Source organism: Frigoribacterium sp. 2-23, from assembly GCF_049601585.1.
In the GTDB taxonomy this organism is placed as follows: Bacteria; Actinomycetota; Actinomycetes; order Actinomycetales; family Microbacteriaceae; genus Frigoribacterium.
Genome location: NZ_CP187126.1, coordinates 2,872,000 through 2,888,263 on the forward strand (window position 1 = coordinate 2,872,000; position 16,264 = coordinate 2,888,263).

The 16,264-nt window shown below is 65.0% G+C and carries 6 protein-coding genes, 1 tRNA gene and 3 rRNA genes; 3 read left to right on the forward strand and 7 right to left on the reverse strand.

The window, feature by feature from the left end; genetic code table 11:
• Positions 1–21 precede the first annotated feature (21 nt).
• The 3 genes from purL to ACPEEZ_RS13580 all read left to right on the forward strand — a co-directional run bounded on the left by purL (position 22) and on the right by ACPEEZ_RS13580 (position 6,377).
• Positions 22–2,334: a phosphoribosylformylglycinamidine synthase subunit PurL gene (purL, locus tag ACPEEZ_RS13570; RefSeq protein ID WP_423924277.1), complete on the forward strand. Its 2,313-nt coding sequence runs from the start codon at positions 22–24 to the stop codon at positions 2,332–2,334.
• A gap of 72 nt (positions 2,335–2,406) precedes the next feature.
• Positions 2,407–3,828, forward strand: a complete 1,422-nt coding sequence (locus tag ACPEEZ_RS13575) for a 3' terminal RNA ribose 2'-O-methyltransferase Hen1 (protein WP_423920102.1) — start codon at positions 2,407–2,409, stop codon at positions 3,826–3,828.
• Positions 3,825–6,377, forward strand: coding sequence for a polynucleotide kinase-phosphatase (locus ACPEEZ_RS13580; protein WP_423920104.1), 2,553 nt, complete (start codon positions 3,825–3,827; stop codon positions 6,375–6,377). The genes ACPEEZ_RS13575 and ACPEEZ_RS13580 overlap by 4 nt, the downstream gene beginning before the upstream one ends.
• 269 nt (positions 6,378–6,646) lie before the next feature.
• Here the strand turns inward: ACPEEZ_RS13580 and ACPEEZ_RS13585 are convergent.
• The 7 genes from ACPEEZ_RS13585 to ACPEEZ_RS13615 form a co-directional block, all read right to left on the reverse strand.
• Positions 6,647–6,721: transfer RNA gene (locus ACPEEZ_RS13585), tRNA-Gln, on the reverse strand.
• 54 nt (positions 6,722–6,775) lie between these two features.
• Positions 6,776–7,711, reverse strand: a complete 936-nt coding sequence (locus ACPEEZ_RS13590; RefSeq protein ID WP_423920106.1) for an NAD(P)/FAD-dependent oxidoreductase — start codon at positions 7,709–7,711, stop codon at positions 6,776–6,778.
• The gene (gltX, locus tag ACPEEZ_RS13595; RefSeq protein ID WP_423920109.1) at positions 7,708–9,198 is read right to left on the reverse strand and encodes a glutamate--tRNA ligase; all 1,491 of its coding nucleotides are present in this window, start codon (positions 9,196–9,198) and stop codon (positions 7,708–7,710) included. Before gltX ends, ACPEEZ_RS13590 begins: the two co-directional genes overlap by 4 nt.
• A gap of 133 nt (positions 9,199–9,331) precedes the next feature.
• Positions 9,332–9,448: ribosomal RNA gene (gene rrf, locus ACPEEZ_RS13600) — 5S ribosomal RNA — on the reverse strand.
• A 155-nt stretch (positions 9,449–9,603) separates the two neighbouring features.
• Positions 9,604–12,728 (reverse strand): 23S ribosomal RNA (locus ACPEEZ_RS13605).
• Positions 12,729–13,204: 476 nt separating this feature from the next.
• Positions 13,205–14,723: ribosomal RNA gene (locus ACPEEZ_RS13610) — 16S ribosomal RNA — on the reverse strand.
• The 16S, 23S and 5S rRNA genes sit together here, the layout of an rRNA operon.
• A gap of 544 nt (positions 14,724–15,267) precedes the next feature.
• Positions 15,268–16,260 carry a YeiH family protein gene (locus ACPEEZ_RS13615; protein WP_423924279.1) on the reverse strand — a complete coding sequence of 331 codons (993 nt, stop codon included), beginning with the start codon at positions 16,258–16,260 and terminating at the stop codon, positions 15,268–15,270.
• Positions 16,261–16,264 lie beyond the last annotated feature (4 nt).

A 16,264-nucleotide genomic window follows, 5' to 3' on the forward strand; every position in this document is an offset into this window, starting at 1 on the left:
GCGATCCCGTCCGCCGAGCAGATCGACGTCCGGCCGACCGAGCACGTGCCCGACACGGTGGCCAACGCCGCCGCGACGCCCGACCGCGAGCAGCCCTTCGAGGCGCTCGGGCTCAAGGCCGACGAGTACGCGAAGATCCGCGAGATCCTCGGCCGCCGCCCCACGAGCGGCGAGCTGGCGATGTACTCCGTCATGTGGAGCGAGCACTGCTCCTACAAGTCGAGCAAGATCTACCTGCGCCAGTTCGGCCAGAAGGTCTCCCCGGCGATGAAGAAGAACCTCATGGTCGGCATGGGCGAGAACGCCGGCGTCGTCGACGTCGGTGGCGGCTGGGCCGTCACGTTCAAGGGCGAGAGCCACAACCACCCCAGCTACATCGAGCCGTTCCAGGGCGCCGCGACGGGTGTCGGCGGCATCGTCCGCGACATCATCTCGATGGGCGCGCGCCCGGTCGCCGTCATGGACCAGCTGCGCTTCGGCGACATCGACGCACCCGACACGGCTCGCGTCGTCGACGGCGTCGTCGGCGGAATCAGCTTCTACGCGAACTGCCTCGGCCTGCCGAACATCGGCGGCGAGACCTACTTCGACGCCGTCTACCAGGGCAACCCGCTCGTCAACGTGCTGAGCGTCGGTGTCCTGCGCCACGAAGACCTGCACCTGGCGAACGCCAAGGGAGCCGGCAACAAGGTCGTGCTGTTCGGTGCCCGCACCGGAGGCGACGGCATCGGCGGCGCCTCCATCCTCGCGTCCGACACGTTCTCGGCCGGTGGCCCCACGAAGCGTCCCGCCGTCCAGGTCGGCGACCCGTTCGCCGAAAAGGTGCTCATCGAGTGCTGCCTCGAGTTGTTCCGCGACGAGCTCGTCGAGGGCATCCAAGACCTCGGGGCCGCCGGCATCAGCTGCGCCACGTCGGAGCTCGCCTCGAACGGCGACGGCGGCATGTTCATCGAGCTCGACCGCGTGCTGCTGCGCGACCCGTCGCTGACGGCCGAAGAGATCCTGATGAGCGAGAGCCAGGAGCGCATGATGGCCGTCGTCGAGCCGTCGAAGCTCGACGCGTTCCTCGCCGTCACCGCGAAGTGGGACGTCGAGACGAGCGTCCTCGGCGAGGTCACCGACACGGGTCGTCTCGTCATCAACTGGCACGGCGAGGAGATCGTCAACGTCGAGCCGCGCACCGTCGCCGTCGACGGCCCCGTCTACGAGCGCCCGGTCGCCTACCCGACCTGGATCGACGCCCTGCAGGCCGACGGCGCCGCGGGCCTCGCGCGTCCCGACTCCGGCGACGAGCTGCGCGCGCAGGCACTGCAGCTGCTCGGCTCGGCGAACATGGCCGACAAGAGCTGGATCACGAACCAGTACGACACGTACGTGCTCGGCAACACGGCGCTGAGCTTCCCCGACGACGGCGGCATGATCCGCGTCGACGAAGAGAGCGGGCTCGGCTTCGCGCTCGCGACGGACGCCAACGGCCGGTACTGCCAGCTCGACCCCGCGCAGGGTGCCCGACTGGCCCTGGCCGAGGCGTATCGCAACGTCGCCGCGACCGGAGCGACGCCGGTCGCCGTGACGGATTGCCTCAACTTCGGCAGCCCCGAGAACCCCGAAGTCATGTGGCAGTTCTCGCAGACCGTCGAGGCCCTGTCCGACGCGTGTCTCGAGATGGAGATCCCGGTCACGGGCGGCAACGTCTCGTTCTACAACCAGACCGGCACGGCGCCCATCTTCCCGACGCCCGTCATCGGCGTGCTCGGCGTGATCGACGACGTCGCGAAGCGCATCCCGTCGGGGTGGCAGGACGAGGGCGACAACATCTACCTGCTCGGCACGACCGCGCTCGAGCTCGACGGCTCGGCGTGGGCCGGCACCGTGCACGGTCACCTCGGCGGTCTGCCGCCGGCGGTCGACCTCGACGCCGAGCGTCGTCTCGCGGCGCTGATCTCGGCCGGAGGCGACCAGTCGCTGATCGCGTCGGCTCACGACCTCAGCGACGGCGGCCTGGCCCAGGCACTGGCCGAATCGGTCATGCGCTTCGGCGTCGGCGCGCGGGTCTGGCTCGGCGAGCTGATGGAACGGGACGGCGTCGACGCCGCGACCGCCCTGTTCAGCGAGTCCACCGGCCGCATGCTGGTGTCGGTGCCGCGCGAGGACGACGTGAAGTTCCAGGGGCTCTGCGAGGGTCGCGGCTATCCCGTGCTGCGCATCGGCGTGACCGACGCACAGGCCCCCGGGCTCGAGGTGCAAGACCTCTACACGGTCTCGCTCGACGAGCTGCGGTCCACGCACGGCGCGACGCTCCCGGCCCGCTTCGGGGCGGTCATCGCGGAGTAGCCCGCACCGCGCCTCCTTCGGCCGCTAGGCTGATCGGCTACCGCCAGCCAGCCAGCCGACCGAAGGAGCCGCGTGCTCGTCACCCTCACCTCGACCGCGCCCTCGGCGTCCGACCTGAGCCATCTCCTCCGGAAGCACCCCGATCGCGCGCAGGCCTTCACCCTGAGCGTCGGCACGGCCCACGTCTTCTACCCCGAGGTCTCCGACGAGCGCTGCACCGTCGCGCTCCTCCTCGAGGTCGACCCGGTCGGTCTCGTGCGCGACAAGCGCTTCCGCGGAGGCGATGCGGCGACCCTCGCGCGCTACGTGAACGACCGGCCCTACGCCTCCTCGTCCATGGTCGCCGTGGCGCTCGGGCAGGTGTTCCGCACCGCGATGCGGGGTACGAGCGAGTCGTTCCCCGAGCTGGCCGCAGCTCCCCTGCCGCTCGAGATCACGGTCGCCGCCGTGCCGGCGCGCGGCCGCGACACCGCCGGGCTCGTCACGCGCCTGTTCGAGCCCCTCGGCTGGGCGGTCACCGAGACGGCGATCCCGCTCGATCCCGCCTTCCCCGAGTGGGGTGACTCGCCCTACGTCGACCTCGCCCTGCAGGGAGACGTCCGGTTGAGCGACGCGCTGCGCCACCTCTACGTGCTGCTGCCCGTCCTCGACGACGCCAAGCACTACTGGGTCTCGGACGACGAGGTCGGCAAGCTGATGCGGGCCGGCGAGGGCTGGCTGGCCGAGCACCCCGAGCGCGACCTGATCACGCGTCGCTATCTCGCGCACCAGCGCTCGATGGTCGACGAGGCCACGGGCCTGATGGCGAAGGAGGCGCGGCTCGACGACGTCGACGACCTCCTGCCTGCCGAGCGAGACGCGACCCCGGCCGAGCCCCGGACGCCGCGGCTGGGTGCGCAGCGGGCGGAGGCGGTGCTCACCGCCCTGCGCGACCTCGGCGCGCGGTCGGTGGCCGACGTCGGCTGCGGCGAGGGCGCCCTGCTGCGCCGGCTCGTCACCGACTCCGCGTACACCACGATCATCGGCACGGACGTGTCGGGCGGCGAGCTCGCCAAGGCCGAGCGCGTCCTCAACCTGCGCGAGGCGGGCGATCGTCAGCGAGAGCGCGTGCGCCTGCTGCAGTCGTCGGTGACGTACCAGGACGACCGCCTGTCGGGTCTCGACGCGATCGTCCTGATGGAGGTCGTCGAACACGTCGACGAAGAACGACTGCCGGCCCTCGAGGCCTCCGTCTTCGGGGCGGCCGCGCCGGGCGCAGTCATCGTGACCACGCCGAACTCCGACTACAACGTGCTCTACGAAGCGCTCCCCGAGGGCGCGTTCCGCCACGCCGACCACCGGTTCGAGTGGTCGCGCGAGCAGTTCGCCGCCTGGGCGGACGGCGTCGCCGAGCGGCACTCCTATCGTGTCGAGTACCGCGCGGTCGGCGAGGTCGACCCGCGCCTCGGCTCCCCCACCCAGCTCGCCCTGTTCCGAAAGACGACCGACCGATGACTCGCCTGACACTCCCCGAGCTGTCCCTCGTCCTTCTGATCGGCGCCTCCGGGTCGGGCAAGTCGACATTCGCAGCGACCCACTTCGGCCCGTTCGAGACGCTCTCGAGCGACTTCTTCCGCGGCCTGGTGTCGAACGACGAGAACGACCAGGCGGCGACGCCGGCCGCGTTCGAGGCGCTGCGCGTCGTCGCGGGCAAGCGCCTCGACGCGGGCCTGCTGACCGTGATCGACGCGACCAACGTGCAGCCGGACGCCCGGCGCTCGTTCATCGCCCTCGCTCGCGAGCACGACGTCCTCCCCGTCGCGGTCGTGCTCGACGTGCCGCAGAGCGTCTGCGTCGAGCGCAACGCCTCGCGGACGGATCGTACCTTCGGCGCGTCCGTCGTCAAGCGGCAGCACGATCAGCTGCGGCGCTCGCTCAAGTACCTCGGCAAGGAGGGATTCCGTCGAGTACACGTGCTGTCGGGGCTGGACGAGATCGCCGAGGCCGAGTTCGTCCGCGAGCCCTTGCTCAACGACCGGCGGAGCGAGACCGGCCCCTTCGACGCCATCGGCGACGTGCACGGCTGCCGGTCCGAACTCGAGACCCTGCTGACCACGCTCGGCTACGAGCTCCGGCGCGACGGCGAGGGCCGTCCGGTCGACGCCGTGCACCCGGAGGGCCGCCGCGCGATCTTCCTCGGCGACCTGGTCGACCGCGGGCCGGACACCCCCGGCGTCCTCCGTCTCGCCATGGGCATGGTCGCCGCCGGTCACGCCCTCGCCGTGCCGGGCAACCACGAGGCGAAGCTCGTCCGCGCCCTCGAGGGCAAGAAGGTGCAGGCCAGTCATGGGCTCGCCGAGAGCCTCGCCCAGCTGTCGGGTGAGTCGGACGAGTTCACGGCCGAGGTGCGCGAGTTCTGCCGCGGGCTCGTGTCGCACCTCGTCCTCGACGACGGACGCCTCGTGGTCGCCCACGCCGGCCTCATCGAGAAGTACCACGGGCGTACGTCCGGTCGCGTCCGCGCCTTCGCCCTGTTCGGCGACACGACCGGCGAGACCGACGAGTTCGGGCTGCCGGTCCGGTTGCCCTGGGCTGAGGACTACCGGGGTGCGGCCACCGTGCTGTACGGCCATGTTCCGACGCTCGAGGCGGAGTGGGTCAACGGCACCATGTGCCTCGACACCGGCGTCGTGTTCGGCGGCAAGCTGAGTGCGCTGCGCTACCCCGAGAAGCAGGTCGTCTCCGTCCCCGCCGAACAGGTCTGGTACGAGCCCGTCGTGCCGCTGGGTGGAACCGGCCAAGGAGGTGTCGGCGACCCGTCCCTGTCTCGCGACCCGAGCCTCCTTCGCATCGACGACGTCCTCGGCAAGCAGGTCGTCACGACGCGGGCGTTCGGCAGCGTCGGCATCCGCGAGGACAACGCGGCCGGGGCCCTCGAGGTGATGAGCCGGTTCGCGACCGACCCGCGTCGACTCGTCTACCTGCCGCCGACGATGAGCCCGCCGCACGTGTCGAGCCTGCCCGACCTGCTCGAACACCCGGCCGAGGCGTTCGCGTCGTACTGGCGCGAGGGCGTCGAGCGGGTGATCTGCGAGGAGAAGCACATGGGGTCGCGCGCCGTCGTGCTCGTCACCCGCGATCCCGAGCGGTTCGGCGCCCCCGCCGGATGGCGCGGGGCCGTGCACACCCGCACCGGCCGGCCGTTCTTCGACGACGCGACGACCGACGTCTTCCTCGAGCGGCTCGACCGCGCGGCGGAGGCGGCCGGCCTGTGGGCCGAGCTCGACGCGTCCTGGCTGCTGTTCGATGCCGAGCTCCTGCCCTGGTCGCTCAAGGCCGGGCCGATGATCCGAGAGCAGTACGCCACGGTCGCGGCGGCGGCCACGGCGGCGCTGCCGGCGGCCGTCCGCTCCCTGCAGGTCGCCGCCGACCGGGGTGTCGACGTGGCCGGGCTCCTGGAGCGCACGACGACGCGCGCCGCGAACGCCGAGGCCTACCGCGATGCGTACCGCCGCTACAGCGCACCCGTCTCGGGTCTCGACGGCGTGCAGCTCGCCCCGTTCCAGCTGCTGGCGTCGACGGGGGCGAGCCACCTGGCCGCCGACCACCGCTGGCACCTCGGCATCGCCGACCGGCTGGCCGAGGCCGACGCCGAGTTCATCCGGCGCACCCGGCACGTCGAGGTCGAGCTGGCCTCGGCCGAGTCGGAGGCCGCCGCGACGACGTGGTGGGAGGAGCTCACCGCCGCCGGTGGCGAGGGCATGGTCGTGAAACCGGTCGCGGGTCTCGTGCGCGGCTCCCGCGCGTTGGCGCAGCCGGGCATCAAGGTGCGCGGCGCCGAGTACCTGCGCATCATCTACGGTCCCGACTACCGCGACCCGGAGAACCTGGCGCGACTGCGCGACCGCGATGTCGGGCACAAGCGATCGATGGCGCTGCGCGAGTACGCGCTCGGCGTCGAGGCGGTCGAACGCTTCGTCGCCGAGGAGCCGCTCTGGCGGGTGCACCAGGCCGTCTTCGGCGTGCTCGCCCTCGAGTCGGAGCCGGTCGACCCGCGCCTCTGACCGGGCGCCCGCCGGCCGCCACCCCCGAGCGCATTCAGTCGCAAATTCGCGACCGTTTCGCGCGCCGGCGCGCGCTCGTGCCGCGAAGATGCGACCGTTTCGCGCGAAAGCGCCGAGACACGCCGCTCAAATCGGCCGCCCGTCGCCAAACGGTCGCAAATTGCGGAGGGCTACGCGCGCAAGCGGTCGCTCAGTGCGCCGTGGCTCGGGCCGGGCACGAAAAAACTCCCCGCCGGAGGGCGAGGAGCTGGAGTGCGACAACCGCACGATGGCTGGGGTACCTGGACTCGAACCAAGAACAACTGAACCAGAATCAGTCGTGTTGCCAATTACACCATACCCCAATGATGACAGTCGTTAGACGAACAGTCATCACGGATTCATTTCTGAACCGACGTCTACTGTACAGCATCTCCGAGCTCGGCGAGGCCACCGACCAGATCGCGGTTGATGGTGGCCGCCACCCGCGCGCCCGAGCCGGCCGCCACGATCAGCTGCTGCGGCCCGGGAGCCGTCGACTCCCCCGCGGCGTACAAGCCCGCGACCGAGGTGCGCCCGTGCCCGTCGACGACCAGCAACCCGTCGCCGTCCAACTCGCCGCCCAGCGGCGCGACGTAGCCCAGCTCGCCCGACCACGCCGGCCGCACGAAGCCGCCCGAGCGCTCGATCGTCTCGCCGTCGACCAACGTGACGCCCCGCAGACCCTCGCGATCGCCCACGACGTCCTGGATGGCCCGACGCTCCACCCGGATACCGCGGCGGCCCAGGTGCTCCTCCTCGGCCGGCGTGACGACGTCGGCGCCGTTCGTGAACGCGACGAGGTCGTCGGTCCACTGCGACAGCAGCAACGCACGCTCGGCCAGGTCGGGGTGCTCGCCGATGACGGCGAGCGGCTGATCGCGCTTGTCGTAGGCGTCGCACTCGATGCAACTGTGGATGAACGTGCCGTAGTACGCCCGCAACGACGGGATCGCCGGCAGTTTCTCTTGCAGCCCGGTCGTGACCAGCACGACACCGGCCGTCGCCGACCTGTCCTCCCCACGGTACGAGCAGTCGAGACGGAACCCGTCCTCGGCTGCCGTCACCGACGTCACGAGCGTCTGCCAGTGCTCGGCCTCGTCGTAGCCCAGGAACTCCTCGCGCCCGAGCTTCCGCAGCTCGAGCGGCGAGATGCCGTCCCGCGTGACGAAGCCGTGCGACAGCAGTGTCGCCGAGTTGCGGGGACGGTTGCTGTCGACCAGCAGCACACGCCTGCGGGCGCGCACCAGGTTGAGCGCGGCGCTGAGACCCGCGGGGCCGGCCCCGACGATCGCGACGTCGTACTCGGCGCTCATCGCGTCGCGGCGAGCCGGTCGAGGCGGGCCAGGGTCGACTCGCGCCCCAGGATCTCCATCGATTCGAACAGCGGCGGGCTGACCCGGCGACCCGACAGGGCGACCCGCAGCGGTCCGTAGGCGACACGCGGCTTCAGCCCCATGCCGTCGACGAGCGCCGCCTTCAATGCGTCCTGGATCGCGGCGTGGTTCCAGTCGTCGAGACCGGCGAGAGCAGCCAAGGAGGCACGGAGCACGTCCGCACTCGTGTCCCCCAGTGTGCCGAGTGCATCGTCGTCGTACACGAGCGCATCGTCATCCGTGAACAGGAACGCGAGCATGCCCTTCGCCTCGCCCAGCAGCTGCATGCGCTCCTGAACGAGCGGGGCGGCCTGCGCCAGCACGGCAGCCTGGGAGGCGGTGGGCGGGTTCTCGACGACACCGTCGAGATACGGCACCAGGCGCTCCGTAAAGTCCTCGACGGACAGCAGGCGGATGTGGTCGCCGTTCAGCGCCTCCGCCTTCTTGAGGTCGAAGCGAGCGGGGTTGGGGTTGACGTCGACGACGTCGAACGCCGCGACCATCTCGTCCGTGCTGAAGACGTCGCGATCGTGCGACAGCGACCAGCCGAGCAGCGCCAGGTAGTTGACGAGCCCTTCCGGGATGAAGCCGCGGTCGCGGTGGTGGAAGAGGTTCGACTCCGGGTCGCGCTTCGACAGCTTCTTGTTGCCGTCGCCGAGCACGGAGGGCAGGTGCCCGAAGCGCGGGATGAACGTCGTGACGCCGAGCTCGACGAGCGCCTCGTAGAGCGCGATCTGCCGCGGTGTGGACGACAGCAGGTCCTCGCCCCGCAGCACGTGCGTGATCCCCATCAGGGCGTCGTCGACCGGGTTGACGAACGTGTACAGCGGCACACCGTTCGGGCGCACGACGACGAAGTCCGTGAACGACCCGGCGGGGAAGGTGATCTCACCACGCACGAGGTCGTCGAAGCTGAGGTCGCGATCGGGCACGCGCAGACGCAGGGCCGGCTGGCGACCCTCGGCCCGGAAGGCGGCCCGCTGCTCGTCCGTCAGGTCACGCTCGAAGTTGTCGTAACCCTGCTTCGGGTCGCGACCGTTGGCGATGTTGCGCGCCTCGATCTCCTCGCCCGTCGCGAAGCTCTCGTAGAGCAGCCCTCGCTCGACGAGGCGGGCGATGAGGTCGTTGTAGATGTCGTGACGCAACGACTGGCGGTACGGCGCGTGCGGCCCGCCGACGTCGACACCCTCGTCCCAGTCGAGCTTCAACCAACGGAACGCGTCGAGCAGCTGCTCGTAGCTCTCTTCGCTGTCGCGATTGGCGTCGGTGTCTTCGATACGGAAGACGAGCTTGCCGCCGTTGTGACGAGCGTAGGCCCAGTTGAACAGGGCAGTACGAATGAGCCCGACGTGGGGCGTACCGGTAGGCGACGGGCAGAATCGGACGCGAACGTCGGAGCCCGTGGCACTGGAGAAGGGTGCTGACATCACCGCCAATCCTACCGGCGCGCGGCGACCGACCAGGAGGCGCGTAGTCGTTAAACACGAATGGCCCCTCCTGTGGAGGGGCCATTCGGTGTGTGTCTTACGACGCACTGTCTCTGTGTGAGACTCAATAGGAGTCCGGCGGTGTCCTACTCTCCCACAAGGTCCCCCTTGCAGTACCATCGGCGCTGAGAGTCTTAGCTTCCGGGTTCGGAATGTGACCGGGCGTTTCCCTCTCGCTATGGCCGCCGAAACATTAACCACACACCCACACAACCCTGGGGGTTGGTGGTGGTGAAGATCATGTTCCATACCATCAGTATGAAATTGTTTGGTATCCCGACCGTATTTCGGGAACCACATAGTGGACGCGTAGCAATCTTTCTTCCTCCGCTACCGGGGAAGAGTGTTGTCAAGTTATCGGCTTATTAGTACCGGTCAGCTCCGTGGGTCGTTAGTCCCCACTTCCACATCCGGCCTATCAACCCAGTAGTCTAGCTGGGAGCCTCTCACCCACAAGGGGTATGGAAATCTCATCTCGAAGCCGGCTTCCCGCTTAGATGCTTTCAGCGGTTATCCGTTCCGAACGTAGCTAATCAGCGGTGCCCTTGGCAGGACAACTGACACACCAGAGGTTCGTCCATCCCGGTCCTCTCGTACTAGGGATAGATCTTCTCAAATTTCCTACGCGCGCAGCGGATAGGGACCGAACTGTCTCACGACGTTCTAAACCCAGCTCGCGTACCGCTTTAATGGGCGAACAGCCCAACCCTTGGGACCTACTCCAGCCCCAGGATGCGACGAGCCGACATCGAGGTGCCAAACCATGCCGTCGATATGGACTCTTGGGCAAGATCAGCCTGTTATCCCCGAGGTACCTTTTATCCGTTGAGCGACAGCGCTTCCACAAGCCACTGCCGGATCACTAGTCCCGACTTTCGTCCCTGCTCGACTTGTCAGTCTCACAGTCAAGCTCCCTTGTGCACTTACACTCGACACCTGATTGCCAACCAGGTTGAGGGAACCTTTGGGCGCCTCCGTTACTCTTTGGGAGGCAACCGCCCCAGTTAAACTACCCACCAGGCACTGTCCCAGAACCGGATCACGGTTCGTAGTTAGATATCCAAAGTGACCAGAGTGGTATTTCAACAATGACTCCACCCGAACTAGCGTCCGAGCTTCACAGTCTCCCACCTATCCTACACAAGCCACTCCGAACACCAATACCAAGCTGTAGTAAAGGTCACGGGGTCTTTCCGTCCTGCTGCGCGTAACGAGCATCTTTACTCGTAGTGCAATTTCGCCGAGTTCGCGGTTGAGACAGCTGGGAAGTCGTTACGCCATTCGTGCAGGTCGGAACTTACCCGACAAGGAATTTCGCTACCTTAGGATGGTTATAGTTACCACCGCCGTTTACTGGGGCTTAAATTCTGAGCTTCGCTTGCGCTAACCCTTCCTCTTAACCTTCCAGCACCGGGCAGGCGTCAGTCCGTATACATCGTCTTGCGACTTGGCACGGACCTGTGTTTTTAGTAAACAGTCGCTTCCCACTGGTCTCTGCGGCCTTTCCCGCTCCCGGAGTAAATCCGTTCACGGTTCCGGCCCCCCTTCTCCCGAAGTTACGGGGGCATTTTGCCGAGTTCCTTAACCACGATTCTCTCGATCTCCTTGGTATTCTCTACCTGACCACCTGAGTCGGTTTGGGGTACGGGCGGCTTGAACCTCGCGTCGATGCTTTTCTCGGCAGCATAGGATCACTGATTTCCCCCAATCGGGGTACGCATCGGATCTCAGGCGCATTGACGACGGATTTGCCTATCGTCAGCCCTACATCCTTACACCAGGTTCACCTTACGGATACCATCGCCTGGCTCAGCTACCTTCCTGCGTCACACCTGTTAATACGCTAACCGCACCAGCATGGGGTCGAGCGTTAGACCGGCCGGCGTCACCCCGAAGGGATCAACTCAGCCGGGTTAGGACTCTTAGCACCACTGGATTAGCTTGGGCGGTTCTTCGCCGGTACGGGAATATCAACCCGTTGTCCATCGACTACGCCTGTCGGCCTCGCCTTAGGTCCCGACTTACCCAGGGCGGATTAACCTGGCCCTGGAACCCTTGGTCTTTCGGAGGACGGGTTTCTCACCCGTCTTTCGCTACTCATGCCTGCATTCTCACTCGTGTGGCCTCCACGGCTGGATCACTCCGCCGCTTCACTGGCCACACGACGCTCTCCTACCACTCCGTACGACTGAACCACGAAGGCTTGTCTATAATACGAAATCTACAACTTCGGTGGTGTGCTTGAGCCCCGTTACATTGTCGGCGCGGAATCACTTGACCAGTGAGCTATTACGCACTCTTTCAAGGGTGGCTGCTTCTAAGCCAACCTCCTGGTTGTCTATGCAACTCCACATCCTTTCCCACTTAGCACACGCTTAGGGACCTTAGTTGGTAGTCTGGGTTGTTTCCCTCTCGACGATGAAGCTTATCCCCCACCGTCTCACTGCTGCGCTCTCACTTACCGGCATTCGGAGTTTGGCTGACGTCAGTAAGCTTTTGGGCCCCATCGGCCATCCAGTAGCTCTACCTCCGGCAAGAAACACGCAACGCTGCACCTAAATGCATTTCGGAGAGAACCAGCTATCACGAAGTTTGATTGGCCTTTCACCCCTATCCACAGCTCATCCCCTCCATTTTCAACTGAAGTGGGTTCGGTCCTCCACGACGTCTTACCGTCGCTTCAACCTGGCCATGGATAGATCACTTCGCTTCGGGTCTAGGACATGCGACTGTATCGCCCTCTTAAGACTCGCTTTCGCTACGGCTACCCCACACGGGTTAACCTCGCCACATATCGCTAACTCGCAGGCTCATTCTTCAAAAGGCACGCTGTCACCCCTACAAGGAGGCTCCAACGGTTTGTAAGCAAACGGTTTCAGGTACTATTTCACTCCCCTCCCGGGGTACTTTTCACCTTTCCCTCACGGTACTTGTCCGCTATCGGTCATCTGGGAGTATTTAGGCTTATCAGGTGGTCCTGACAGATTCACACGGGATTTCTCGGGCCCCGAGCTACTTGGGATACCCATTCAGCCAGCGCCAGCATTTCGGCTACGGGGTTCGCACCCTCTATGACCCGGCATTCAAACCGGTTCGCCTATACTGCGCTGTAACTGCTCCTGTCCGGCAGAACAGGACAACGGGTCCCACAACCCCGACCATGCAACGACCGCCGTCTATCACACATGACCGGTTTAGCCTCATCCGATTTCGCTCGCCACTACTCACGGAATCACTGTTGTTTTCTCTTCCTGTGGGTACTGAGATGTTTCACTTCCCCACGTTCCCTCTACCCGCCCTATATATTCAGGCGGGAGTCACCAGGTCAAAACGCCTGGCGGGGTTTCCCCATTCGGAGATCCTCGGATCAGGGCTCGATTATCAGCTCCCCGAGGCTTATCGCAGATTTCTACGTCCTTCTTCGGCTCCAGATGCCAAGGCATCCACCGTTTGCTCTTAGAAACTTGACCACAAAGTTGCCGCCAACCCGAAGGTCAACGGCGTCAGTGTTATCTCATTCGCCAACCACACCCCCGAAGGAGCGGGTTGGTCTAAGAAATTGCACTTAGTATCACAAACAACCCCCACACCCCGAAAGGCATGAACTCGTTTGCGACTAAGATGCTCGCGTCCACTGTGTAGTTCTCAAAATACGGGCGGCACCACAACCTAACCGGCACAAAACCAGCAGATCGTGGCCCAGAGGAAACACCACCACACCAAAGTGCGGCAGGTTTGGTCCCTCAGGACCCAACAGCGTGCATGCCCCCACCACCAGACCTCACACCGTTCCAGACTCCCGAAGAAGACGTACTAAGCACAAGACCCTCGTATGAGAGCCATCGTCAATGTTCCACCCATGAGCGCCAGCCGAAGACATTCGCTTCGGAACTGACTTGACCAGTGAATCCGGCTGTATACAGACCGGCTGGTACATGCTCCTTAGAAAGGAGGTGATCCAGCCGCACCTTCCGGTACGGCTACCTTGTTACGACTTAGTCCTAATCACCGATCCCACCTTCGACAGCTCCCCCCTTACGGTTGGGCCACTGGCTTCGGGTGTTACCGACTTTCATGACTTGACGGGCGGTGTGTACAAGGCCCGGGAACGTATTCACCGCAGCGTTGCTGATCTGCGATTACTAGCGACTCCGACTTCATGAGGTCGAGTTGCAGACCTCAATCCGAACTGAGACCGGCTTTTTGGGATTCGCTCCACCTTACGGTATCGCAGCCCTTTGTACCGGCCATTGTAGCATGCGTGAAGCCCAAGACATAAGGGGCATGATGATTTGACGTCATCCCCACCTTCCTCCGAGTTGACCCCGGCAGTCTCCTATGAGTTCCCACCATAACGTGCTGGCAACATAGAACGAGGGTTGCGCTCGTTGCGGGACTTAACCCAACATCTCACGACACGAGCTGACGACAACCATGCACCACCTGTATACCGACCTTGCGGGGCGACCATCTCTGGCCGTTTCCGGTATATGTCAAGCCTTGGTAAGGTTCTTCGCGTTGCATCGAATTAATCCGCATGCTCCGCCGCTTGTGCGGGCCCCCGTCAATTCCTTTGAGTTTTAGCCTTGCGGCCGTACTCCCCAGGCGGGGAACTTAATGCGTTAGCTGCGACACGGAGACCGTGGAATGGCCCCCACATCTAGTTCCCAACGTTTACGGCGTGGACTACCAGGGTATCTAATCCTGTTCGCTCCCCACGCTTTCGCTCCTCAGCGTCAGTAACGGCCCAGAGATCTGCCTTCGCCATCGGTGTTCCTCCTGATATCTGCGCATTCCACCGCTACACCAGGAATTCCAATCTCCCCTACCGCACTCTAGTCTGCCCGTACCCACTGCAGGCTGGGGGTTGAGCCCCCAGATTTCACAGCAGACGCGACAAACCGCCTACGAGCTCTTTACGCCCAATAATTCCGGACAACGCTTGCACCCTACGTATTACCGCGGCTGCTGGCACGTAGTTAGCCGGTGCTTTTTCTGCAGGTACCGTCACTTTCGCTTCTTCCCTACTAAAAGAGGTTTACAACCCGAAGGCCGTCATCCCTCACGCGGCGTTGCTGCATCAGGCTTGCGCCCATTGTGCAATATTCCCCACTGCTGCCTCCCGTAGGAGTCTGGGCCGTGTCTCAGTCCCAGTGTGGCCGGTCACCCTCTCAGGCCGGCTACCCGTCGTAGGCTTGGTGAGCCATTACCTCACCAACTACCTGATAGGCCGCGAGTCCATCCTTGACCGAAATTCTTTCCACCAACAAACCATGCGGTTGAAGGTCATATCCGGTATTAGACGCCGTTTCCAGCGCTTATCCCAGAGTCAAGGGCAGGTTACTCACGTGTTACTCACCCGTTCGCCACTAATCCCCCCAGCAAGCTGGAGATCATCGTTCGACTTGCATGTGTTAAGCACGCCGCCAGCGTTCGTCCTGAGCCAGGATCAAACTCTCCGTAAAAGAAAAAACAAGCACACCCGGAATAGGGCATGACTTGTGAATTTGATGCTGACTAAAGAACAAAACAATCTGACGATTGTTATTGTCCGTCAATCTCAAAGAAACCTAAACACCACAACCAAAAAGGCTGCAATGCCAGGGTATAATTTGGCATTTGACAATGTGCACGCTGTTGAGTTCTCAAGGACCAAACGCACCCAGATCCCGACCTTAGAAAGATCTTCGTCTGGAGCAGAAATGAAACCCTTGCACGAGCCGCTTAGATGTTAGGCCGTGACTTTCGCTCCGATTGGAACGAGCCACAACGTTACATCATCTTGGCTGGTGCTGCAACTTGCTTGGTCCGAGGCGGTGAAGCAACTCGAGGACTTGGAAGTCGGTCCCGCTTGAGGCCGGAGGAGCTTCGCTCCGCCGCACCTTTGGGGTGACAAGTAAGTACTTTACACACACCTCGGCGAGGTCGTCCAAAATGCCATGCATCCCGGGCGTGTCGCGCTTGACATCCTTGAGTTTCCGGGCTTTTCAGCCAGGAGGGGCCGAGTCATCAGCGCGTGAGCGGCAGGACGACGACCGCGGCGTAGGAGATCGCGGCGATGAAGACCCACGCCGCCAGGCCGACGAGGACCGCTCGGCCTCCCGCCCGGACGAGCTTCTCCAGTCGGATGCCCGTCCCGAGACCGAAGAGGGCCAGGCCGAGGAGGACCGTCTGGACGGTGTCCGCCGACGTGAGCACCGCCTCCGGAATCGGCAGCACGGTGCGCACGACGACTGCGACGAGGAACCCGGCGACGAACAGCGGCAGGATCGGCGGCCGACTCGCACCCTCGACGGGACCGCTGCGGCGGATGACCGCCGACGTGATCGCGACGATGGGCGCGAGCATCACCACGCGCGTCAGCTTGACGAGGACGGCGATGCCGAGCGCGGCGGCGCCGGCGGTCTGGGCCGTCGCGACCACCTGACCGACATCGTGCACACTCGCCCCCACCCACGCACCGAACTGCAGATCGCTGAGGCCGAGGGCTCCCCCGGCGAGCGGCAGCACCGCGATGGCGGCGGTGCCGAACAGGGTGACGAGCGCGACCGGCGTGGCGGCGTCCTTGCCACGATCACGGGTGACGGCGCTCATGGCACCGATCGCGGATGCCCCGCAGATCGAGAAGCCGGCCGCCAGCAGCAAGGGCTGGTCCCCGGGGAGGCGCGCCCACCGACCGAGCGCATACGTCACGCCGAACGTCAGGGCGAGGATGCCGATCACCACCAGGACGGTCTGCCACCCGAGCCCGGCCAGATCGACGAGGCTCAGCTTCAGGCCGAGGACCACGACGCCCAATCGCAGCAAGCGCTTGCTCGCCAGGCTGAGCCCGGGCTTGAGCACCCCGTCCAGGGACGATCGTGCCGGACGGATCTGGGCCACCGCGATCCCGAGGACGACGCAGGCGGTGAGGATCGGGATGCCCGGCACGAGCGTGTGCACCAGCCACGCGAGGCCGAGGGCGACGGCCGCCACGACGATGCCCGGCAGCCACGAGGGCATCCGG